Raw genomic sequence first — 22230 nt, forward strand, 5'->3', positions numbered from 1 at the left:
GACATGTCCGGCGTGATCGCCCCCTACCTTTCCCTGTTACGACTGCCAGGCGTGGCGCTGCCCTTCGTCTCCGCGTTCGTCGCCCGCCTCCCCCTGGCCATGACGCCGCTCGGCATCGTGGTGCTCATCGAGGAGGTGAGCGGCTCGTACGCCGACGCCGGGCTCGTCACGGCCGTCTACGCCCTGGCCACGGCCGCCTCCTCGCCCCTGTGGGGCATGGCCATGGACCGGGTGGGGCAGTCGGCGGTGATCGCCGGCACCTCGCTGGGGTCGGCGGCGTTCCTGGCGGGCGGGACGCTCGCCGCCGCCGCGGGCGCGCCGGACCTGCTCCTGCTCGTGCTCATCGGCCTCGCGGGGCTGAGCTTCCCGCCGGTGATCCCGGCCATCCGGGTGGCCTGGTCGGCCGTCGTGCCCGATCCGGAGCAGCGGCGGACGGCGTACGCGATGGACGCGGTCGCCGTCGAGACGATCTTCGTGCTGGGGCCGCTGCTGCTCACCGCCCTGCTCTGGCTGCCACCGGCGGTGCCCCTGCTGGTGACGGCGCTGCTCATGGCGGCCGGTGGCCTGACCTACAGCCGGACCCGCGCCTCCCGTATGTCCTACCCGGGAAGCGGTGTGGAGGGCGGCGTGAAGGGCGCGCCCCGGCGTGGCCGTCCGCCCCTGACGGTGCGCGGCGTCTGGCTCGCGCTGCTGACGGCCCTCGGCATGTCCGTCGGCTTCGGGCAGATGGACGTGGCCATGACGGCCTCCGCCGAGCGCCTGTTCCACAGCGAGGGCCTGATCGGCGTCTTCTTCGCCTGCACCGCGATCGGCAGCACCGCCGGCGGGCTCTGGTACGGCAGCCGCTCCTGGACCGGCCCGGAACGCCGGCACCTGCCCCTCACCCTCGCCGCCTACGCCGCCGGCCTGGCCCTGGTCATGCTGGTGCTGCTTCCCGGCGGCGGCCTGCTGCCGGCCGTCCTGCCGGCCCTGGTGCTGACCGGCCTGTGCATCTCGCCGAGCCTCATCGTCCAGCAGGCGCTGGTCGACCGGAACACCGCGCCGGAGCGCCGCAGCGAGGCGCAGGGCTGGTTGCAGACCTCGCTGACCTCGGGCTCCGCCCTCGGCATGGCGCTCGCGGGCGTCATCGTCGAGCAGGGCGGCCCGGCCGCCGCCTTCGGCGCGGCCGCGATCGCGGTGGCCGCCGGCGCGCTGGTGGGCGCGCTCGCCCAGCGGCACTGGCGGGTGGCGGGCGGCGAACCCGACCGCGCCGAGGCCACCCTCCCTTCCTGATCATCTCCCGAACGACCACTGACTGATCACTGAACGACCGCGCTCACGGGCGGGCACCCAGCGTGCCCGGCGCCCGGCGAGCCACCTCACCCTGCCCTGATCCGCTGAAGGAGACGGATTCCCATGTCATCTCTCCAAACCGAGATCATCTACTCGCTCAACGGCGACCGCCCCGACGCCGCCCTGCTGACCAAGGCGTTCCGCCGCCCCGACGGCACCCCCGACGCGCTGCGCTGCGGCGAGTTCCTGGTCGCCGGGCGGGAGCGGGCGGAGCTGCTGCTGCGCAAGGTGCTCGGCCTGCGCGGCGTCACCGACCCGCAGGCCCAGCAGGCCATCGCCCGCGCCGCCGTGGACGAGGTGCTGAGCTGGCGCGTCCGGCTGACCGGCGCGGAGGCGGTGGCCGTGCTGCTGGCCGCCGGCGAGGTGAAGACCGTGTTCGTCTACGCCGGCACCTCGGAGCTGTCCATGTGCGACGCGGTCGAGCGGGTGCACGGCGTGCGCCTGGTGAACGGCCGCGGCGACAAGGAGTCGGCGTTCATGGCGGCCGGCGCGTCGCTGCTGGAGCCCAACCGGGGCGTGGCCATCCTCCACGGCGCCCGCGGGCTGACCAACGCGGCCGGCGCGGTGGCCGACGCCCGGCGCAACGAGGCGGGGACGCTGTTCATCGTCGGCATGCCGTCCACGAGCTCCGCCCGATTCCTGCCGCCGCACGGCGAGGACGACCTGATGGGCGGGATGGGGGCGTTCGCGGACTGGATCTGGCAGGCGGGCCCGGTGCCCGAGGACCCGGGCCGGCGGCGCGAGGCCGCCCGCCGGTTCGTCGCGCAGCTCCGCGACGGCCTGGACAGCTCCGCCCAGCCGCCCACCCGGCCCGCGATCTTCGGCGTGCCGCAGGACGTGGCCGAGCAGCGGTGGATCCCCGTCGAGGACCTGATGCGCGCCCCCGCCGCCGAACGGCCGCTCGACCTCGACCAGCCGGCCTTCGACGCCGCCTTCCGCGAGCTGCGCCACGCCGACAAGCCGCTGTTCCTCATCGACGACTACGCCCTGCGCCACCCCGGGCTGCGGCAGGCGCTCGACGACCTGTCCGGCATGCTCGGCGCGCCCGTCCTGCAACTGCGCTACCGGCGCGGCCCCATGATGTTCGAGCGGCTGCAGACCTCCGAGGTGGCCAACTTCGCCGGCTGGCTCAACCAGTTCAGCTCCGTGCACACCGACCTGCTGGAGGCATGCGACCTGCTCGTGACGGTCGAGGACCGCAACCTCTACGAACGCACCGCCGGCCGGCTGCCCGCCTGCCGGAAGATCGCGATCAACACCGATCCGGAGAAGGTGCTCAAGAACGAGTACCTGGACGCCGACGACGTCCTCGTCATCGGAGAGGCCCCCGGCGTGCTGTCCGGCCTCGCCGACCGGCTGCGCCGGGCCGGCCGGGGGCGGGCGGATCGGTGGTGGCCGCGCGAGGAGGTGCTGTCGGCCGCCCGCGTCACCCCGGAGCCGGCCGCCGCCGCCGTCGAGAGGGGGCGCGGCGCGGTGGCGGGCGCGCTGGCCGGCCTCCTCGGAGGCTGGGACCGGCCGGTGCTGGTGGACGACAGCCAGATGTTCGGCGGGCTGCTGTCGGAGCACTACGACGACCTGCCGCCGGGCCTGCGCGTCTTCGGCGGCCACGGCGGGTTCGTCGGCGGCGGCCTGTCGTACGCGGTCGGCCTGGCGATCGCCGACCCGCGCGCCCAGGTGTTGTGCACCCTCGGCGACCAGGGGTTCACCAACTCCTTCCAGGGGCTGGTGGCCGCCGTCCAGGAGCGGGCGCCCGTCCTGTTCGTCGTGTGCAACAACGGCCGGTCGGTGTCGCTGACCAAGCAGGCGCTCGCCTCCTTCGGTGAGCCGCTCGGCGGGCGCGGCTACCTGTCGAACGTCGCCGGGTTCTCCTACTGCCGGCTCGCGGCCGCCTTCGGCATGCCGGCCGAGCGGGTCCCGATCCCGATCGGCGGCTCCCCGGACGAGGTGCGCGGGGCGGTGGCCGAACTGCCCGGCGCCCTGGCCAGGGCCGCGGCGGCGGACGGCCCCGCTCTGGTGGAGCTGGTCCTGCCCGCCGACCCCGAGGTCTGGCGCGGCATCTGGATCACGCAGGGCTTCGAGCAGCGGACGGCGGTGCCGGTGTGATGGGCCTCTACCTCGACTCCGCCGGCCTGGACGACGCCGTCGCGGCCGCCGCGCTCGGGTTCGTGCGCGGCATCACCACCAATCCGGCGCTCATGCGCAAGGAGACCGGCGACCCGCTGCGGCACCTGCGCGACCTGCTCGCCGCAGTGGACCTGCCCGAGGTGTACTACCAGCCGACCGGCGCGTACGGGACGCCCGGCGCGGAGGCGGAGGAGGCGTGGTCGGCGGACAAGGACCGCGTCGTGCTGAAGCTGCCCGCCACCCCGGACGGCGCCGCGCTCGCCGGGACGCTGACCCGGCGGGGCGCCCGCGTGGCCCTGACCGCCGCCCAGACGCCGCACGCGATGCTCGTCGCCGAGTCGATGGGCTGCGCGGCGGTCATCCCGTACCTGGACCGGGCCGTGCGCGACCTGCGGACGGACTCCGAGCTGATCCGGTCGCTGGCCGGCCTGCGCCGCGGGTCCACCCGCGTCATCGCCGCCTCCGTGAAGAACTCCGGGCAGGTCCTGCACGCCTTCGCCTCCGGGGCGGACGCGGTGACCGCGCCGCTCCCCGTCCTGCGGGAGCTGCTCAGCCACCCGGCGAGCATCGAGGCCGAGCAGGCCTTCGCCCGCGAATACGCCTCCACCGCAAAGGGGTAGAACCGCGATGTCCATCCTCATGCCGACGAATCCCACCGTCCTGGCGACCGCGGTGGCCGACTCCCTCGTGATCGCCTCCGACCTGGGGGCGCGCCGCGCGGGCCTGCTCTACTGGGAGCTCGCGCAGCCGTGGACCTCGGCCGTGGTCAAGGCCGTCCAGGAGATCGACGAGCCGCTCAGGTCCCTGGGGCAGGCACTCGCCGACGACCCCGCCGACCCCGGCGCGTACTACGGGCTGATCTCCGCCCTGCTGCGCCGCGACCCGGGCGAGCCCGCCGTGCGCACGCTGTTCGACCTGGCGTGGCAGGCGGAGTGCAACTCGCGGGTGGCCTACCACGTCGGACGCTCCTACGACCGGTCGCAGCCGCGGGTGAGCGCCGCGGAGCTGGCCGGCCGCCCGGTGGACGGGCCGCCGCCCGGCCCGTCCACGGCCGGCGCGCTCATCGTGATCCCGTTCCGCGACCGCGAAACCGGCGGCGTCCGGCTGCGCAACCTGCTGGCCTGCCTGCTCGCCCTGCGCGACCAGTCGGCCGCCCGCGCGGACTACCGCGTCGTGGTCGTGGAGTCCGACGACGAGCCCCGGTGGCGGGAGCAGATCGAGCCGTACGCCGACGACTACCTGTTCGCCCCCAAGGGGGGCCTGTTCAACAAGTGCTGGACGGTGAACGCGGGCGTCGCCAACCGCGGCGGCGCGGCCGAGCTGGTCTGCATCCTGGACGCCGACGTGCTGGCCGACCGCGACTTCGTCGCCCGCAACATCGCCCGCTTCCGGCGGCCGGGAACCGCCGGTCACCTGACCTACCGGGACATGTTCTGCCTCGACGACGCCGCCACCTCCTGGGCGATCCGCGAGCGGATCGACCGCGGGGCCCCCGACGCCGCCCCCGCCGGGCTGCGCGGCTTCCTGCTGCGGCGCCCGCCGGGCTGCTGCCTGTGGGTGCGCCGGTCGGTGTTCGAGCGCATCGGCGGCATGGACGAGCGCTACGAGGGCTGGGGCGGCGAGGACCACGACTTCGTCTACCGCTTCGACATCGCCGCCCCGTTCGACAGCTACGACGACCGGCTGCTGCACCTGACCCACCCCGAGTCGTCGGTGCTGAACGACGACGGCACGCTCATCAACGCCCACATCCCTCCGCTGAGCTGGAAGCCCGCGGAGCCCATCGGGCGGCTCGACCGGTTCGCGCGCGCGGAAGGAGCCTGAGGTGTACCAGGCAGTGCTGTTCGACATGGACGGCGTCATCGCCGACACCGAGCGGTCGGTGACGGAGTTCTGGCAGCGGCTGGCCGCCGACCTCGGCTACCTGCTGCGCGCCGAGGATCTGGAGCGCCACGTGTACGGCCACCGCGCCGACCACACGCTGCGCGTGCTGTTCCCGGAGGTGCCCCCCAGCGCGTACGGCGAGATCTACCAGCGGCTCAGGGAGAACCAGGAGAGCCTGGTCTACACCGCGATCCCCGGCGCGACCGCGCTGCTCGGCGCGCTCGGCCGGGCCGGCGTGCCGCTCGCGCTGGTGACGGGCGCGCAGGACTGGAAGGCCGTCGAGGTGCTGCGCCAGCTCGCCCTGCCCTCCGCCTTCGCGACCGTGATCTGCGCCGACGACGTGCCGCGCGGCAAGCCGGACCCGGCGGGCTACCTGCTGGCGGCCGAGCGCCTGGGCGTGGACATCGGCCGCTGCCTGGTCTTCGAGGACGCCGTGAGCGGGGTGACCTCCGCGGTGGCGGCCGGGGCCGCGTGCGTGGCACTGGCCTGCGCGCGGCGGGAGGCACAGGTGCGGGCGGCGGGTGCGACGGCCGTGGTGCCGGACTTCCGGCAGGCCGCGTTCGACGCCGCCGCCGCCACCCTGCGGGTGGACGCGCGCACCTCGTTCCCGTTCGTCCCGGCCCGCCGGACCGAGCCGATGTCGAGGAGCGGTCATGGATGAGCTGTTCACGCCGCCGGTGGACCGGTGGGATCCGGCCGTCGCCGGAAGGCTCTCGGGCCGGGACGAGGTCGTCTACCGCTCCCACCTGGTCGGGGCCGATCCGGCGCTGACCAAGGAGGGCGGAGGCAACTTCTCCGTCAAGGACGTCGCCGTGAACCGCGGCGGCCGGACCGTCGAGGTCCTGTACATGAGCGCGTGGGGGTGCGACGGCGCCACCGCCACGCCGGACGACTTCCCGGCGCTGCGCCTGGCCGACCTGCTGCGCCTGCGCGACAGCGGCCCGCTGAGCGAGAGCGAGATGATCGGCCACCTGGTGGACAGCGGCCTGCGGGGCGAGCAGCGCCGGCCGGGCATCGAGACGCTGACCCACGCCTTCATCCCCGCCCGCCACGTGGACCACTGCCATCCGGACGCGGTCATCGCGCTCACCGCCTCCCCCGGCGGGCGGCAGGCGGCCGAGGACGAGTTCGGCGAGGAGGCCATCTGGTTCGACTACCGGCAGTTCGACGTCGGCGTGGCCCGCGAGCTGGCCGAGCGGATCGCCGCCGAGCCGCGCTGCCGCTTCGTCCTGCTCGCCAACCACGGCATCTTCACCTGGGCCGACACCAGCGAGCGGTGCTACCGCAACTCCCTGGAGGCGGTCGAGCGGGCGACGCGCGCGCTGCGCAAGGTGCAGTGCCGGCCCGCGGACCTCGGCGGCCAGGCCGTGCCCACTCCCCCGCCCGACGCGGCCGAGGACCTGCTGGCCGAGCTGCTGCCGGCGGTCCGCGGCGCCCTGTCCGGCACCCTTCCCGGCGCCGGTCGGGGGGACGGCCGGGGGGTCGGCCGGGGGGTCGTCCTGCACCTCGACCGCAGCCCCGAGGCTGTCGGCTTCGCCTCGTCGGTGCGCGGGCCCGGGTGGACGCAGGCGGGGCCGGGCTGTCCCGACCACCTGGTCACGGTGGGCTACCGGCCCCTCGTCCTCGACCGGACGCCCGCCGGGCCCGCCGAGGTGCTGGCCGCGATCCGGCGGCACCGCGACTGGTACGACGCGTACTACGACCGGCACGTCGCCGGGCCCGCGCGCGCCCCGGGCAAGCGCGACAACGGGCCGCGCGCCGTCGTGCTGCCCGGCCTCGGCGCGGTGACCAGCGGCCCCGACGCCGCCAAGGCCCGCCTGTGCGCCGACCACCTGACGCAGACCATGACGGTCATCAGGGCGGCCGACGCGGCGGGCGGCTACCGGTCGTTGTCGGAGGCGCAGGGCGCGGCGGACGAGTACTGGCCGCTCATGCGGCTCAAGCCGCAGCTCCGGGCGGGCCAGGAGCCGCTGGCGGGCGTGGTGTTCCTCGTCGCCGCGGACGACGAGCGCGCGGACGCCGTCGCCGAACGCCTGGCCGCGGCCGGCGCGCACGTCGCCCTCGCCGCCCCGCCCGGGCGGCGGGCGGCGGCGGTCGCGGCAGCCGCGGCGATCAGCGGCCGGTACGGGGAACGGCGCGCGGTGGCGCTCGTCAGGGACACCGACCGCGGCGCCGTCCGCCAGGCGGTGCTGGCGTACGGAGGCTTCGACGTGGTGGTGGCACCCGCCACGCGCATGACCGCCGCGGCCTCCGACGCGGTGGTGGCGCCCGCCACGCGCGTGAACCCCGCGGCGGGTGGGAACGGCCTGGCCCGCGCCGCGCTGCCCGTCTTCGCCCGGCAGGGCCGCCCGGGCTCGATCCTGCTCCTCGGCGAGGGCGGCGCGGAGCCATCCGTTTGCGAACCCGCCGGCGACGGGCGATCGCGCTCGGACGGGCTCGCCGGGGGCGGGGCGGCCGTGCACACGGTCGTCGCCACGGACCCGGAGGCCGTCGCCCGGGCGGCGATCTTCCTCACCGGCTCCGGCGGCACGACGTGGCTGGACACCACGCTGGTCGCCGCGTCCGGAGCCCCCGAGACGACCACGACCACGAGGGGAAACCCATGACCAGCGAGAAGCCGACCGGCCCGCCGGGGCTGATCCCGGCAGGCCACCACCTGCTCGCGTCCTGCTTCGACGCGCATCACACGATCGGCGGCGGCCTGTTCGCCATCGACGGCGCGGACGGCGCCGTCGAGGAGATCGACCACATCTCGAGCACCGGCCTGCACGCGGACGACGGGCTGCTGTACCGCTGCCTGTGGAGCGCCGAGGGCAGCCCCGCCGAGCTGATCGCCTACGACGCGACCGGCGTCCGCCGCTACCACCGGCTCGACAACGTCTCCACCCCGCACGACATCCTCGCCGTGAACGGCCAGGTGCTCGTGGTGGGCACCACCCAGAACGAGGTGCGCTGCGTCGCCCCCGACGGCCGGGTGGCCTGGCTCTGGCGGGCTCCCGGCGAGGCGGACAGCTGGCACCTCAACAGCCTGGCCGTGGTCGGTGACCAGATCATGGTGTGCGGCTTCGGCCCGTTCCTGCGCCGCCGCGGCTGGGACGAATGCGGCAAACCGGCCACCGGCCAGGTCGTCGACCTGGAGACCGGTGAGCCCGTGCTGCGCGGCCTGCACGCCCCCCACAACCCCTACTACGGCGACGGGACCTGGCTCGTCTGCGACTCGGCGGCCGGCGACCTGGTGGAGTTCTCCGACGAGACCCGGCAGGAGACCCGGCGGCTCGGGCTGCCGGGCTGGCCGCGCGGCCTGGCCGTGACCGACCGTTACCTGTACGTCGGGGTCAGCCCGCACCGCTACCTGACCGCCTCGGTGGAGACGGCGGCCGTCGCGATCGTGGACCGCGCCGAGTGGCGGCAGGTCGCGCTCGTCCCGCTGCCCGCCCGCGAGGTGTACGCGCTGGCGCTGGTGCCCTCGCCGCTGGCCGAAGGCGCGCGGCAGGGGTTCGCCGCCAACCACACCCGGTTGCACGAGCAGGGCCAGCGGCAGCTGTTCGACCTGCTGGGACGTCAGCCGAGCCGGTTGTGGGCCATCGGCGACCGGCTGGCCGAGGAGGAGTGCCGGGCCGAGATCACGACGGGCGGGCCGGCCGAGGAGCGGGCCGAGCCGGGCAGCCTGCTGACCGTGGAGTGCCGGGTCGCCAACACGGGCGCGGGCCTGCTCACGCCCGCGCCGCCGTACCCGGTCAGGGTGGTGCACCGCTGGTACGACGCGGACGGCCAGGAGGTGCCCACCCAGCCGATCAGGGCGGCGCTGCCGCGTACGCTGCCGCCCGAAGGGGTCGTCGCGGTGCCCGTGCGGGCGCGCACGCCCGGCGAGCCGGGCGACTACCGGTTGCGGATCACGCTCGCCCAGGACGGCGGGGTGCCGTTCGACGAGCTGGACCCGTCCGCCGCGGCGGACGTGCGCGTTCGGGTGCTCGCCGCCGGTCCCGCCGCCGACGCCCTGGCCCCCTTCGGCCTGAGCCCGCGCGAGGTCCACGCGGCCCGCACGGCCGGGCCCACGGTGCACGACCTGCTCCGCGCCCTGCTGACTCGCCCGGACGGCGGCCTCGACGGCCTGGTCGCCGCCCTGGTCGAGGAGGCCGGGCGGCCGGCGTTCGGGCGGGCGCTGGCCGGCGCGCTGGGCGGCGCGTCCGAGCAGGCGCTGAGGCACGCCGTCGCCCAGGCCTTGCCCGATCCCGCCGATGTGCTGCTGACCGGCGCGGAGGCGGTGGCCCTCACGCTCCGGCGCGAGGGCGTCGGCATCGTCTTCGCCGCACCCGGAGCCGGTGAGTCGCCTCTGCGGGACGCCGCCGCGCGCCTGGGCCTGCTGGCGGAGGCGCGTGACGACCGGGAGGCGGCCATCCAGGCGGGCGGCGCCGGCATGGTGCGGCCGGGCAACGGCGCGGCGGTGCTGTCCGGGGCGCGGGGCCTGGCCGACGCGCTCGGCGCGCTGGCCGACCTGCGGCGCGACGGGATCGGCACGGTCGTCTTCGCCGAGCTGCCCGCCGCCGACCCCGGCCTGCTCGCGGCCTGCGGCGCGTTCGCCAAGTCCTGTCACGAGCCATTGCCGCCTCCGGCCACGACGGACGGCACGGCCGCGGCGCACGCCCTGGTCACGACGGTCCGGCAGGCGCTGCACGAGAGCAAGCGGTCGCCGGCCGGCCCCACGCTCGTGGCGCTCCCCCAGCAGTGGGCGCAGACCACCTGGGTGCCGCTGGCCGCACTCGCAGGCACGGGCACGGGCGCGGCCACGGACGCCGCCGTGGACGCGGACCGGTCGCCCGGCCAAGAGGCCGCCGGGCAGACATCCGAGCAGACGGCCAGGCAGTCGGCCGGGCAGAAAACCGGGCAGACGGCCGGGACAACGGCTGGGCAGACGGCCGGGACAACGGCTGGGCAGACGGCGGCCTCCGTGGCCGCGGTCCTGGGTGACGTGCTGGGCGGCGCGCCGGAGGAGCTGCCGGCGGCCGCGTTCGCCGCCGCCTCCCGCCCCGCCCTGGCCACCGCGCTGGCCACCGGCCTGGCGCTCGGCGAGCCGTCCGCCAAGGTGCTGTGCGGCCTCGGCGGCGGCGACGGCGTGCGGGCGCTGGCCGACGCCGCCCGCCAGGCCGCGCCGGTGACGTTCGTGGTCTGCGGCGACGGCGGCCCGCGCTACGGCGAGCTGGCCGCCGCGCTCGGGCTGCGGACCCGCCGGGTGGACCTGAGCGGCCGCCTGGACCCCGACTACCTGGCCGCGCAGACGAAGGCGTTCGCCGTCACGCTGCAGGCGCTGGCCGCGGGCCCCGGGCCGAGCCTGGTCGAGCTGATACCGCCCGCCGGCGCCGCGCTGTGGGAGACGAGCTGGATCGGCATGCTGGAGCAGCCGAAGACGGCGGGGGCGGGCCATGCGTGAGATCCCCTTCGCCGAGGTCCCGCTGGAGCCGTACGGGGACGTGCTCGGGGAGCGCCGGCTGGCGGAGCTGCGCAGGGGCGGCGAGCGGGTGCGTGAGCTGCTGGGCGGCCGTACCGTCTGGAACGTCAACTCCACCGCCGCCGGCGGCGGCGTGGCCGAGCTGCTGCACGTGCTCGGCCCGCTGGCCCGCGCGACCGGCGTGGACGTGCGCTGGCTCGTGCTGGACGGCGACGCCGATTTCCAGGCCATCGCCAAGCGGCTGGTGTCGCGCCTGTACGGCGTCGCGGGCGACGGCGGCCCGCTCGGCGTGGACGAGGCCCGCCGATACCGCCGTCACCTGGCCGGCGCCGCCGGCGAGCTGGCCGCCCTCGTCCGGCCCGGGGACGTCGTGGTCGTGCACGACCCGCAGCCCGCGGGCCTGATCGGCGCGGCCCGGCGGTGCGGCGCCCGCGTGGTGTGGCGCTGCCACATCGGCAGCGACCGGCCGAACGAGCACACGCGCGACGGCGGCCGGTTCGTCGCCGAACACGTCGCCGCCGCCGACGCCGGCGTGTTCTCCACGCCCGGCCACATCCCGGGGTGGGCGCCCCGGCCGGTGGTCGTCCCGCCCTCGATCGACCCCTGCGGGCCCAAGAACATGCCTCTCACTCCGGCCCAGGTCCGTGACGTGCTCGGCGCGGCCGGGATCCTCGCCCACGAACGGCCGGCGCCGGTCGAGACGCCCGTGCCCGTCGGCGCGCCGGTCCGGGTGAGCAGGCCGGCCGTGGTGCTGCGCGAGGGCCCGCCGCCGCCTGCGGACCTGCCGATGGTGGTGCAGGTCTCCCGCTGGGACCGGCTGAAGGACATGGCCGGCGTGCTGGAGTGCTTCCTCGCCTCCGGCGTGGACGGCTACCTGACGCTGGCCGGCGCCGATCTGGCAGGCGTCGCCGACGACCCGGGCGCGGCCCGGGTCTACGAGGAGTGCCGGCGGGTATGGGAGGCGCTGCCGGCCGCGCACCGCCGCCGCTGCCAGCTCGCCTGCCTGCCGATGGACGACCTGCGCGAGAACGCCGTGGTGGTCAACGCGCTGCAGCGGCACGCGAGCGTCGTCGTGCAGAAGAGCCTGGCCGAGGGGTTCGGGCTGACGGCGACGGAGGCCATGTGGAAGGCCAGGCCGCTGCTCGCCTCGGCCGTCGGCGGGCTGCGCGACCAGGTGGTCCACGGCCGGTCCGGGCTGCTGTTGGACGATCCGCGCGACGTGGCGGCCGCGGCCGCGCACCTGCGGCGGCTCTGCGGTGACCGGCCGTTCGCGCGGCGGCTCGGGCAGGGCGCGCGGCGCCGGGTGCGCGAGCGGTACCTGCCCGACGGCCAGCTCCTGCGGTGGAGCCGGCTCATCGAGCACCTGACGACGGAGAGGGCGGCATGATGACGCACACGATCGAGGGCGCGCCGGCGCCTCATCGCACGCTGGGACGCGGCGGGCCGCGGGTCTCCCCGCTCGGCCTGGGCTGCATGGGGATGTCGCAGTTCTACGGCCCCTGGGACGACGGTGACTCGCTGCGCACCATCCACCATGCCCTGGACCTGGGCGTCAACCTGCTCGACACCGCCGACATGTACGGCCCCTACACCAACGAGGAGCTGATCGGCCGGGCGGTCCGGCACCGCAGGGACGAGGTGCTGATCGCCACCAAGTTCGGCAACGTCAAGGGCCCGGACGGGCGGGTGGTCGGCGTGAACGGCCGTCCCGAGTACGTCCGCGCCAGTTGCGAGGGCTCGCTGCGCCGGCTGGGCGTGGACGTCATCGACGTCTACTGCCAGCACCGCGTCGATCCGTCCGTGCCGGTCGAGGAGACGTGGGGGGCGCTGGCCGAGCTGGTCCGCGCGGGCAAGGTCCGCCACCTGGCGATCTCGGAGGCGTCCCCCGGGACGGTCAGGCGGGCGCACGCGGTGCATCCGATGGCCGCGGTGCAGACCGAGTACTCCCTGGTCAGCCGCGATCCGGAGGACGGGCTGCTGGCGACGCTGCGCGCGCTCGGCATCGGGTTCATCGCCTACGCGCCGCTCGGCCGCGGCCTGCTGACCGGCCGCATCACCGTGACGGACGACCTCACGGACGACGACTTCCGCCGGACCCTGCCCCGCTTCCAGCCGGGCAACCTGGCGCGCAACGCCCGCCTGGTGGAGCGGATCGCCCGGCTCGCCCGCGAGCGCGGCGTCACCCCGGCGCAGCTCGCGCTGGCCTGGGTGCTGGCGCAGGGCGACGACGTCGTCCCCATCCCCGGCGCGAAGAACCGGGCCCGGCTGGCGGAGAACGTCGCCGCCACGCGCCTGCGGCTCAGCGCCGAGGACCGCGCGCTGCTCGACGCGGCGGCCCCGCCCGGCAGCGCCGCCGGCGATCGATATCCGGACATGTCAGGAGTGGGCAGATGAGCGTCACGACCCAGGCGGAGTGGTGGCGGGCGGCCGTCATCTACCAGGTCTACCTGCGCAGCTTCGCCGACCGCGACGGCGACGGCGTCGGCGACCTGCCGGGGCTGCTGGGCAGGCTGGACTACCTGCGGGAGCTGGGCGTGGACGCGGTCTGGTTGTCGCCGTTCCATCCCTCGCCGCTGGCCGACTTCGGCTACGACGTCAGCGACTACGAGGCGGTGGACCCGGCGTACGGCACGCTCGCCGACTTCGACGAGCTGGTGCACGCCGCGCACGAGCGGGGCATCCGCGTGCTGATCGATCTGATCATGAACCACACGTCCGTGGCGCACCCGTGGTTCGCCGAGTCGAGCTCGGACCGCGCCGCCCCCAAGCGCGACTGGTACATCTGGGCCGATCCGCGCCCGGGGAACGAGCCGCCGAACAACTGGCTGAGCTCGTTCGAGCGGTGCGGGCCCGCGTGGACGTACCATCCGGAGACCCGGCAGTGCTACCTGCACAGCTTCACCCCCGGTCAGCCCGACCTCAACTGGCGCAACCCGGAGGTCCGGGCGGCGATGCGCAGGGTGTGGCGGTTCTGGCTCGACCGGGGCGTGGACGGCTTCCGCATCGACGTCGCGCACCGGCTGCTGAAGGACGCCGGCCTGCGCGACAACCCGGCCGAGCTGGCGCACGCCCGCCGGCACACCGTCCATCCCACGCTGCGGATGCGCAACCTCGACCTGCCCGAGACGCTGCAGGTGCTGCGCGAGCTGCGCCGTACGCTCGACGAGTACGGCGGCAAGCTGGCGCTGGGCGAGGTGCCCATCTCCGACGACCGGCGGCTGGCCGACTACTTCGGCGGCGACGGCATGCACACGGCCTTCCATCTCGCGTTCTGGGAGCAGCCCTGGCAGGCCGCCGCCTTCCGGCGGACCGTGGACGGGCTGGCCGCCGCGATGCGGCCCGGCGCACTGCCGACGTACGCCCTGGCCACCCACGACATCCCCCGCTCCGCCTCCCGGTACGGCGCCGCGCGCGCCCGGGTGGCGGCCATGATGGCGCTCACCTTGCGGGGCATCCCGTGCGTCTACTACGGCGAGGAGATCGGGATGACCGACGCCCCGCCGCCCGACGCCCTGGACGTGGACGGCCGCGACGGGCAGCGCACCCCGATGCAGTGGGACGCCACCGGCCTCGGGTTCACCGCCGGGAAGCCGTGGATGCCGTTCGCGCCGGGCCAGGCCGAGGTCAACGTGGCGGCCCAGCAGGACGATCCCGGCTCGTTGCTGCGCCTGTACCGGCGGCTCATCGCCTACCGGCGGGCCAGCCCGGCGCTGCGCGGCGGCGACTACCGGTCGGTCGAGGCCGGCGATGACGTCTTCGCGTACCTGCGGTCAGCGCCCGGGGAGCGGTTGCTGGTCGCGCTGAACTTCGCCTCCCGCCCGGCAGCGGCCGTCCTGTCCGGGCTGCCGGGCGAGGGCCTGGCCGAGGTGTCCACCGGCGACCGGCCCGCCGGGTCGGCGGTGGGGCTGCGCCCGCTGCGGCTCGCGCCCGGCGAGGGCCTGATCATCAGAATCGAGGAAGGGACATGACCACCAACTGGGCAGGCAACATCACCTACCGGGCGCAGGAGGTTCACCGGCCGTCCTCGGTCGCGGAGCTCCAGGCGGTGGTGGCGCGCAGCCGCCGGGTCCGGGCGCTCGGCACCCGGCACTCCTTCAACGACCTCGCCGACTCCCCCGGCGCGCTGGTGTCCGTCGCGGGGCTGCCCGCCGCCGTCGAAGTGGACACCGGGCGGGTCACCGCCCGGGTGCCCGCCGGCATGCGTTACGCCGAGCTGACCCGGTGCCTGGACGAGCGCGGCTTCGCGCTGCCGAGCCTGGGCTCGCTGCCGCACATCTCCGTCGGCGGCGCGTGCGCCACCGCCACCCACGGCTCCGGCGTCCGCAACGGCTGTCTGGCGGCCTCGGTGTCCGCCCTCGACCTGGTGACCGCCGAGGGAGACCTGGTCACCGTGGCGCGCGGCGACGGGTGCTTCGACGGGATGGTCGTCGGGCTGGGCGCGCTGGGCGTGGTGACGCACCTGACGCTCGACCTGGTGCCCGCGTACGAGATGCGCCAGCAGGTCTACAAGGGGTTGCCCCTGGACGTGCTGGACGACCACTTCGGCGAGCTGGTGTCGAGCGCGTACAGCGTCTGCCTGTTCACCGACTGGAGCGCGCCCCGCCTCACCCAGATCTGGATCGGCGAGCGGCTGGACGAGCCCCCCGCGGACGTGGCCAAGCTGCCGTGGTTCACCGCCCTGCCGGCCGACGGGCCCTGCCATCCCGTGGACGGGATGCCCGCGGCGAGCTGCACCGGGCAGCTGGGCGTGCCCGGCCGCTGGCACGAGCGCCTGCCGCACTTCCGGCCCGACCACGAGCCGAGCAGCGCCGGTGACGAGCTGCACTCCGAGTACATGATCGGCCGGGGCGACGCGGTGGCGGCGTTGCACGCGCTGGACGCCGTCCGCGACCGCATCCGCCCGGTCCTGCAGATCTGCGAGGTGCGCACGATCGCCGCCGACCGGCTCTGGATGAGCCCCTTCTACGAAGCCGACTCGGTCAGCGTGCACTTCACCTGGACCTCCGACACCACGGCCGTGCTGCCGGTGGTCCGGCTGGTGGAGGAGCGGCTGGCGCCGTTCGCCGCCCGGCCGCACTGGGCGAAGATCTTCACGATCGGGCCGCCGGAGCTGGGGCGGCTCTTCCCCCGTCTCGCGGACTTCGCCCGCCTGGCCGGCGACTGCGACCCGGCCGGCAAGTTCGCGAGCCCGTTCCTCGACCGCTACCTGCGCTGACCACCGGAGGAGCACGATGCTGACCACCCCCGGCCTTTCCCAGCTCGACGTGCTGGAGGCCGAGTCGATCCAGATCATCCGCGAGGTCGCCGCCGAGTTCGAGCGGCCCGTGCTGCTGTTCTCCGGCGGCAAGGACAGCGTGGTGCTGCTGCGGCTGGCGGGCAAGGCGTTCCGCCCGGCGCCGGTGCCGTTCCCGGTGCTGCACGTGGACACCGGGCACAACTTTCCCGAGGTGATCGAGTTCCGCGACCGGCAGGTTGCCGGGCTGGGCGTCCGCCTGGTGGTCGCCTCGGTGCAGGAGTCCATCGACCGGGGCCGGGTGCGCGAGGAGCGCGGCCTGCGGGCCTCGCGCAACCGGCTGCAGACCGTCACGCTGCTCGACGCGCTCGCCGGACACGGCTTCGACGCCGCGTTCGGCGGCGCCCGCCGCGACGAGGAGAAGGCCCGCGCCAAGGAGCGGGTGGTCTCCTTCCGGGACGAGTTCGGGCAGTGGGACCCCAAGAACCAGCGGCCCGAGCTGTGGAACCTCTTCAACACCCGCATCCGGCCAGGAGAGCACGCGCGGGTCTTCCCGCTGTCGAACTGGACCGAGCTGGACGTGTGGGAGTACGTGCGGCGCGAGTCGCTGGAGCTGCCGGCCATCTACTTCGCCCACCGGCGCACGGTGTTCGAGCGCGACGGGCTGCTGCTCGACGACAACCCGCACACCCGCCGGCAGGACGACGAGCCGGCCTTCCCGGCGACCGTGCGCTTCCGCACCGTCGGCGACGCCTCCTGCACCGGGGCGATCGAGTCGGGCGCCGCCACGGTCGGCGAGGTGATCGAGGAGCTCAGGGCCACCCGGGTCACCGAACGCGGCCAGACCCGCGCCGACGACCGCGTCAGCGAGGCCGCGATGGAGGACCGCAAGAGAGAGGGCTACTTCTGATGGACATTCTCCGCCTGGCCACGGCGGGCAGCGTGGACGACGGCAAGTCCACGCTGATCGGCCGGCTGCTCTACGACTCCAAGGCCATCTTCGAGGACCAGCTCGCCGCGCTGGAGCGGGCCGGCGCCGCCCGCGGCTCCGGGCACGCCGACCTGGCGCTGCTCACCGACGGGCTGCGGGCAGAGCGGGAGCAGGGCATCACCATCGACGTCGCCCACCGCTACTTCGCCACGCCGCGCCGGACGTTCATCATCGCCGACACGCCGGGGCACATCCAGTACACCCGCAACATGGTGACCGGGGCCTCGACGGCGGACCTCGCGATCATCCTGGTGGACGTGCGCAAGGGCGTGCTGGAGCAATCGCGCAGGCACGCCTTCCTGGCCTCGCTGCTCCGGGTGCCGCACCTGGTGGTCGCGGTCAACAAGATGGACCTGGCGGGCTACGAGCAGGCCGCGTACGAGCGGGTCGTGGCCGAGTTCGCCGCCTTCGCCGCCAAGCTGGACATCGGCGATCTGACGTTCGTCCCGGTCTGCGCGCTGCACGGCGACAACGTGGTCGAACGCTCGATCAACATGCCCTGGTACGACGGCCCGTCCCTGCTGCGGCACCTGGAGCACGTGCACATCGCCTCCGACCGCAACCTCATCGACGCGCGCTTCCCCGTCCAGTGCGTGATCAGGCCGCGTCAGGCCGCCGACCCGCTGCTGCACGACTACCGCGGCTACGCGGGCCAGGTCGCGGGCGGCGTGCTGCGGCCCGGCGACGAGGTGGTGCACCTGCCTTCCGGGCTGACCAGCGTGATCACCCACATCGACGGCCCCGGCGGCCCGCTGGCCGAGGCCGTCGCCCCGATGTCCGTGGTGCTGCGGCTGGACGACGACCTCGACATCTCACGCGGCGACATGATCGCCAGACCCGGCAACCGGCCGCGGGCGGCGCAGGACCTGGAGGCGATGGTGTGCTGGATGAGCGGCGAGCGCCCGCTCACCGCCGGCACCAGGCTGCTGGTCAAGCACACCACGGCCACCGCCACCGCGCTGGTCGGGGACCTGCGTTACCGGCTGGACGTCAACAGCCTGCACCGCGACACCGAGGCGCGGGCGCTGACGATGAACGAGATCGGCCGCGTCCGGCTGCGCACCGCCCGGCCGTTGTTCGCCGACGAGTACGCGCGCAACCGGGCGACCGGGGCGTTCATCCTCATCGACGAGGCCGACAACGCCACGGTGGGCGCGGGAATGATCACGGGCCTCCCTTGATCAGGCCCTTCCCTGGTCGCGGACCCGCTCCGGCATGGCATGCGCCCCGAGGCCATGCCCGACGATCGGGCCGTGGGTTCGTCTGCCCGTCCCCCAACGTTCACAAAAGCCCCATAAGTTACCAAGCCATGGCAATCAATGACATGTCTTCCGGTCCTCTGTCGCGCAGATCCCTGCTCGCCGGGCTCGTGTCGGGAGCCGGGATCACCGTCCTGGGCGGCACCTCCGCCCAGGCCGCGAGCCGGCCGGACGGCCTCCGGCCACGCGTCCTGATCGCGACGAACGAGCCGTGGGGCACCTACCACACCGCGCCGCTGCTGCCGCAGGCGCGCCGGCAGGGGTGGGACGTCGTGCAACTGGTTCCCGACCGGTCCCAGATCAAGCCGGACGACCCGGTCCCCGTCGTGACGCCCGAGGAGGTTTCCCGGGCCGACCTGCTCGTGGTGACCGGGGCGGGCGACTGGCCCGCCGACTGCGCCGCGCGGTTGCGCCTGTTGCCGCTCGTCGCCTCCTCGCTGGCCTACCAGCTGCCGCGGGAGGCGCCGCGGGCCGAGGAGTTCCGCGACCGGCTGCGGGCGATCACCGCGTCGTCGCCGGCCGAGGCCAAGGTGTTCGACGACTATCTGGGCACCCGCCGCGCGATCTCGGTCGTGGGCACCCCGCAGACCGACGCCCTGCCCAGGCACCGGCCGGAGGCGGGCACCGTCCTCGTGCTCACGAGCGTCACCAAGTCGGGCCAGACGGGCGGCTCCGCCCCCGGCACCGAGCTGCTGCTGGCCACGGCCGAGCGGCTCGCGGCGGCCGGCCGGCACATCCTGGTCGGCCTGCACCCGCGCGAGGACCGCTCGCTGTGGGAGAGGTACGAGATCAGCACGGTCCCGTCGGTCCAGGCGGCGGCGCGCGCCGAGGTCGCCGTCGGCATCCCCGGGACCGTCTTCCCCGTCGTGGCGGCGGTGGGCGTGCCGCTCGTGGGCTGCACCGACCCCGCGCTGCAGATCCCCGGCTACCTGCTGAGCGTCTGCTCGCACACGATCACCACCCCCGACGGGGCGGTGAACGCCGTGGAGACGGCCGGGCCGGTCTCGCGCGAGGTCCTCTACGAGGCGGTCGGCCCGGTGGGCGGCTCGGCCAGGCGGCTGCTGAAGGTGTGGCGCAAGGCCGGGATCCGCGCGCACGCGGCCTGACGCCGCCGGGCGTCCCACGCCCATGGCGAGCACCCATGGGCAGGCGTCCCTCCGCGACCGCGGAGGGACGCCTGCGGGAGCGTGGCTCAGTACCGCTCGTCCACGGAGAATCCCCAGGATCCCGCGAGCCGGAGGATTGGCCGTGCAGAAGTAGCACGGCGCGGACAGGAGTACCAGGAGGGGGTGGCCCGGGTGTCAGGCGCCGCACCGACCCGGGCCGCACCGGGGCGTCCTGTCACTGGCTGGTGGAGTGACCCGATCCGGTTCGAGCCCGGCCTGTTCGTCCTGGTCGGCGACGGCCTTGTCCCGGGGCCTGTTCAGGGGAGAAGCCGAGCGTTCGCTGGAGGGCCTGCCCTTGGCCGGGAACACTTGTCCGGCACATGGGGACGCACCACGCCCTGCTGACCCCGACTTCGTGACAGCGCGATGACCGAGTTTCGGTGCGAGCCTCCGCAGGCCGTCACCGAGAGGGATTCGCGTCCAGGTGCGATCGACGCCGAGGTTCCCCGTCAATTCCACGTCTTGCCACTGGAGTGACCAGGCGGCGGTCCAGAGGCCCGGCCCCGCCCGGTCACGGGACGTCACTCGCTGACGGTCTTGGGGTTGGGCGTCTTCACCGACACCTTGGCGCCCCACCCGGTGTAGCGGGTGTCGACGATGACGGTGCTGCCCTCGAACTCCTCGAAGCCGTCCGAGACGCCCTTGGCGGTGTACGAGCTCCACAGCTTGCCGACCAGTCCGGCCGAGGTGAGGGTCAGCTTGTAGGAGACCTCGGTGTCCGAGGCCCAGGAGCGCAGGTCCGAGCGGGAGAACCAGCCAGACACCTTGCGCAGGTCCTTGAAGGTGATCGTGCCGGTGACCGTGTTGCCGCTCCTGCTGCCCTTCTGCAGCAGCGCCGACAGCGTGGCGGGCTCGGTGGGGTTGAGCACCTGGTCGTACTCGCTGGGCATGCCGCCGCCGCCGGGCACCTTGAGCCAGGTCTTGCCCTTGGGCAGGTCTCCGGCGAGCGCGCCGGAGTAGTACGTGGCCTTGCCGTCGTAGATGACGCGGTCCTTCTCGTCGTCGAACGCGGTGCTGGCGATGTCGTAGGCGGCCAGGCCCTTCTTCCCGAACTGCAGGACACCCTTCGTGGCGTACGCCTGCGAGGTCTCGGTGCCGTCGGACCAGTTGGCAATCTCGGTGTAGCGGACGCCATGGCCGGGGACGAGCTCGGACTTCAGCACGCGAACGGGGTCCTTGGGCGCGGTCTGCGCCTGGGCGGGGGTGGTCCCGGCCAGGAAGGCGCCGCAGACGACCAGGACGGAGATCGTTTTCTTCATGCCCGGAGATCATGCCGTGACCGGATAACGGTGCGGCCACGACCGGCCGGTGGCCGTTCAGCCGGGCTCGCCGAAGCCCGTCACCCCTCGCGACCGGTCGAACTGGTGGATCCGGGTCAGAGGCCATTCCTCGTACGGGAAGGTGCGCAGTTCGCCACCGTCGAAGGCCTCCACCACACCATCCGCCCGAAGCCGCTCGGCCAGCAGCGCCGTCAGCTCGCCGGCCCGTTCCGACCGAAGCGGTTCGAGCTCGTACGGGTCGGCGGCCACGTCGAACAACAGCCGATGACCACCGTTGGCCATCCAGATCAGCTTCAGATCCCCCTGCCGCACCATCGCCTTGAACCGGCGGGTCCCCGGCCGCCCGTGGAAGCCGAACAGGGTCTCGCGGGGTCGTGCCGCGCCGGTCAGCAGGCCGAGCAGGTCGCCGCCCTGCCGCAGCTCGGGCTGCCCGGCGGCGGAGGTGGCCAGCCCGAACAGGTCGGTCAGGCAGACCAGCTCGGAGCGGCGCTCGCCGGCGGCGACGCGGCCCGGCCAGGAGATCAGGAACGGCACCCGCGCGGACGCCTCGAAGAAGCTCTCCTTCTGCCAGCCGTGATGGTCGCCGAGCAGGTCGCCGTGGTCGGAGAAGAAGCAGATGACGGTGTCGTCCGCGTCGGGCCTGCGTTCGACGGCGTCCAGCAGGTCGCCGACGCAGCCGTCGATGTAGCTGATCTCGCCGTAGTAGCGGGCCTTGAGGGTACGGGCGCGGTGCGGGTCGACGTCCTCGGCGTAGACGAGGTGGTTCATCCAGGGGATGTGCTGGTCGAGGTGGTCGACGTCGCGGTCTCCGCACACCGGGTCGGGCATGCGGTCCGGGTCGTACATGCGGTTGTACGGCAGCGGCGGCGCGAACGGCGGATGCGGGCCGATGTAGGAGACGAGCCCGAACCAGGGGCGGCCGTCGTCGGCGTCCATCAGCGCGATCGCCTCCCTGGTGGCCCAGGATTCGACGGTGCACTCCGCCGGCAGGGGACTGAGCTGCGGCATGTAGTACATGTCGGTCCGCTCTCCCATGAGTGCCTCGATCCAGTCGTAGGCGGGGTGCTCGGCCGCGATCCACGCCGCGTACGCATCACCGGCCCGCTGCTCGGGGCTGTCGTAGAACTCCTCGCTGTGCCGCTGCCGGTCGTAGCCGACCGGCGCGTCCCACGGCGTGGTGTGGAACTTGCCGACCCCCCACGTGCGGTACCCGCGCAGGCGCATCGCCTCGGCCAGGTACGGGCCGCAACGTTCCCGGATCGCGGCGTGCCCGCCGTCGGGGACCGTGTTGTCGTACACGTCGGTCAGCGTCGCCTCGCAGCCGCTGCGCAGGGTGTAGCGGGCCGGGACGCACACCGGGCTGGTGGAGTACGCGTTGTCGAAGACGGTCCCCCGGGCGGCCAGCCGGTCGAGGTTGGGGGTGGCGACGTGGGGGTTGCCGAGCGCCGCGATCGTGTCGAAGCGCTGCTGGTCGGTCATCACGAACAGCACGTTGGGGCGGGTGGGCATGGACGG

16 protein-coding genes are annotated in these 22230 nt (G+C 74.5%); 14 read left to right on the top strand and 2 right to left on the bottom strand.

The genetic code is table 11. The features are described from left to right. Window positions 1–3: 3 nt before the first annotated feature. From HD597_RS26895 to HD597_RS26960, 14 genes are all read left to right on the top strand, one after another. Window positions 4–1272 (top strand): MFS transporter, encoded by a 1269-nt coding sequence (locus HD597_RS26895; RefSeq protein ID WP_253745554.1) that lies wholly within the window; start codon window positions 4–6, stop codon window positions 1270–1272. Window positions 1273–1395: 123 nt separating this feature from the next. Beyond that, a complete protein-coding gene (locus HD597_RS26900; protein ID WP_253745556.1) occupies window positions 1396–3435 on the top strand; it encodes a thiamine pyrophosphate-binding protein in 2040 nt (679 codons plus the stop codon). Then, window positions 3435–4076 (top strand): transaldolase family protein, encoded by a 642-nt coding sequence (locus tag HD597_RS26905; protein ID WP_253759487.1) that lies wholly within the window; start codon window positions 3435–3437, stop codon window positions 4074–4076. Before HD597_RS26900 ends, HD597_RS26905 begins: the two co-directional genes overlap by 1 nt. A gap of 7 nt (window positions 4077–4083) precedes the next feature. Further along, window positions 4084–5280, top strand: coding sequence for a glycosyltransferase family 2 protein (locus tag HD597_RS26910; protein ID WP_253745558.1), 1197 nt, complete (start codon window positions 4084–4086; stop codon window positions 5278–5280). Between the two features lies 1 nt (window position 5281). Continuing rightward, window positions 5282–6001, top strand: a complete 720-nt coding sequence (locus tag HD597_RS26915; protein ID WP_253745564.1) for an HAD family hydrolase — start codon at window positions 5282–5284, stop codon at window positions 5999–6001. Then, window positions 5994–7946, top strand: a complete 1953-nt coding sequence (locus HD597_RS26920; protein ID WP_253745565.1) for a class II aldolase/adducin family protein — start codon at window positions 5994–5996, stop codon at window positions 7944–7946. Before HD597_RS26915 ends, HD597_RS26920 begins: the two co-directional genes overlap by 8 nt. After that, window positions 7943–10768 (top strand): DUF4915 domain-containing protein, encoded by a 2826-nt coding sequence (locus tag HD597_RS26925; protein WP_253745567.1) that lies wholly within the window; start codon window positions 7943–7945, stop codon window positions 10766–10768. Before HD597_RS26920 ends, HD597_RS26925 begins: the two co-directional genes overlap by 4 nt. Beyond that, the gene (locus HD597_RS26930) at window positions 10761–12173 is read left to right on the top strand and encodes a glycosyltransferase (protein WP_253745572.1); all 1413 of its coding nucleotides are present in this window, start codon (window positions 10761–10763) and stop codon (window positions 12171–12173) included. Before HD597_RS26925 ends, HD597_RS26930 begins: the two co-directional genes overlap by 8 nt. Next, a complete protein-coding gene (locus tag HD597_RS26935) occupies window positions 12170–13180 on the top strand; it encodes an aldo/keto reductase (protein WP_253745577.1) in 1011 nt (336 codons plus the stop codon). The genes HD597_RS26930 and HD597_RS26935 overlap by 4 nt, the downstream gene beginning before the upstream one ends. After that, entirely contained in the window at window positions 13177–14754 is a 1578-nt protein-coding gene (locus HD597_RS26940) for an alpha-amylase family glycosyl hydrolase (protein ID WP_253745585.1), read from the top strand. The genes HD597_RS26935 and HD597_RS26940 overlap by 4 nt, the downstream gene beginning before the upstream one ends. After that, a complete protein-coding gene (locus tag HD597_RS26945; protein ID WP_253745591.1) occupies window positions 14751–16001 on the top strand; it encodes an FAD-binding protein in 1251 nt (416 codons plus the stop codon). The genes HD597_RS26940 and HD597_RS26945 overlap by 4 nt, the downstream gene beginning before the upstream one ends. A 16-nt stretch (window positions 16002–16017) precedes the next feature. Next, window positions 16018–16929, top strand: coding sequence for a sulfate adenylyltransferase subunit CysD (gene cysD / locus HD597_RS26950; protein ID WP_253745593.1), 912 nt, complete (start codon window positions 16018–16020; stop codon window positions 16927–16929). Further along, entirely contained in the window at window positions 16929–18191 is a 1263-nt protein-coding gene (locus HD597_RS26955) for a sulfate adenylyltransferase subunit 1 (protein WP_253745595.1), read from the top strand. The genes cysD and HD597_RS26955 overlap by 1 nt, the downstream gene beginning before the upstream one ends. 143 nt (window positions 18192–18334) lie before the next feature. Beyond that, window positions 18335–19375: a hypothetical protein gene (locus tag HD597_RS26960; RefSeq protein WP_253745597.1), complete on the top strand. Its 1041-nt coding sequence runs from the start codon at window positions 18335–18337 to the stop codon at window positions 19373–19375. Window positions 19376–19956: 581 nt separating this feature from the next. Here HD597_RS26960 and HD597_RS26965 read toward each other — a convergent pair. Both HD597_RS26965 and HD597_RS26970 read right to left on the bottom strand, forming a co-directional pair. Next, complete coding sequence (locus HD597_RS26965) at window positions 19957–20694, bottom strand: hypothetical protein (protein ID WP_253745598.1); 738 nt, start codon at window positions 20692–20694, stop codon at window positions 19957–19959. A 57-nt stretch (window positions 20695–20751) separates the two neighbouring features. Further along, the gene (locus tag HD597_RS26970) at window positions 20752–22224 is read right to left on the bottom strand and encodes a sulfatase family protein (protein ID WP_253745600.1); all 1473 of its coding nucleotides are present in this window, start codon (window positions 22222–22224) and stop codon (window positions 20752–20754) included. Window positions 22225–22230: the final 6 nt, after the last annotated feature.

Source organism: Nonomuraea thailandensis (assembly GCF_024172165.1).
In the GTDB taxonomy this organism is placed as follows: Bacteria; Actinomycetota; Actinomycetes; order Streptosporangiales; family Streptosporangiaceae; genus Nonomuraea; species Nonomuraea thailandensis.

Bases quoted from the DNA above. Each gene is read 5' to 3' on its own strand.
- HD597_RS26910 (WP_253745558.1), top strand. From the start codon at position 4,084: ATGTCCATCCTCATGCCGACGAATCCCACCGTCCTGGCGACCGCGGTG.
- HD597_RS26965 (WP_253745598.1), bottom strand. From the start codon at position 20,694: ATGAAGAAAACGATCTCCGTCCTGGTCGTCTGCGGCGCCTTCCTGGCC.
- HD597_RS26920 (WP_253745565.1), top strand. From the start codon at position 5,994: ATGGATGAGCTGTTCACGCCGCCGGTGGACCGGTGGGATCCGGCCGTC.
- HD597_RS26945 (WP_253745591.1), top strand. From the start codon at position 14,751: ATGACCACCAACTGGGCAGGCAACATCACCTACCGGGCGCAGGAGGTT.
- HD597_RS26930 (WP_253745572.1), top strand. From the start codon at position 10,761: ATGCGTGAGATCCCCTTCGCCGAGGTCCCGCTGGAGCCGTACGGGGAC.
- HD597_RS26925 (WP_253745567.1), top strand. From the start codon at position 7,943: ATGACCAGCGAGAAGCCGACCGGCCCGCCGGGGCTGATCCCGGCAGGC.
- HD597_RS26905 (WP_253759487.1), top strand. From the start codon at position 3,435: ATGGGCCTCTACCTCGACTCCGCCGGCCTGGACGACGCCGTCGCGGCC.
- HD597_RS26955 (WP_253745595.1), top strand. From the start codon at position 16,929: ATGGACATTCTCCGCCTGGCCACGGCGGGCAGCGTGGACGACGGCAAG.
- HD597_RS26935 (WP_253745577.1), top strand. From the start codon at position 12,170: ATGATGACGCACACGATCGAGGGCGCGCCGGCGCCTCATCGCACGCTG.
- cysD (WP_253745593.1), top strand. From the start codon at position 16,018: ATGCTGACCACCCCCGGCCTTTCCCAGCTCGACGTGCTGGAGGCCGAG.
- HD597_RS26895 (WP_253745554.1), top strand. From the start codon at position 4: ATGTCCGGCGTGATCGCCCCCTACCTTTCCCTGTTACGACTGCCAGGC.
- HD597_RS26970 (WP_253745600.1), bottom strand. From the start codon at position 22,224: ATGCCCACCCGCCCCAACGTGCTGTTCGTGATGACCGACCAGCAGCGC.
- HD597_RS26940 (WP_253745585.1), top strand. From the start codon at position 13,177: ATGAGCGTCACGACCCAGGCGGAGTGGTGGCGGGCGGCCGTCATCTAC.
- HD597_RS26960 (WP_253745597.1), top strand. From the start codon at position 18,335: ATGTCTTCCGGTCCTCTGTCGCGCAGATCCCTGCTCGCCGGGCTCGTG.
- HD597_RS26900 (WP_253745556.1), top strand. From the start codon at position 1,396: ATGTCATCTCTCCAAACCGAGATCATCTACTCGCTCAACGGCGACCGC.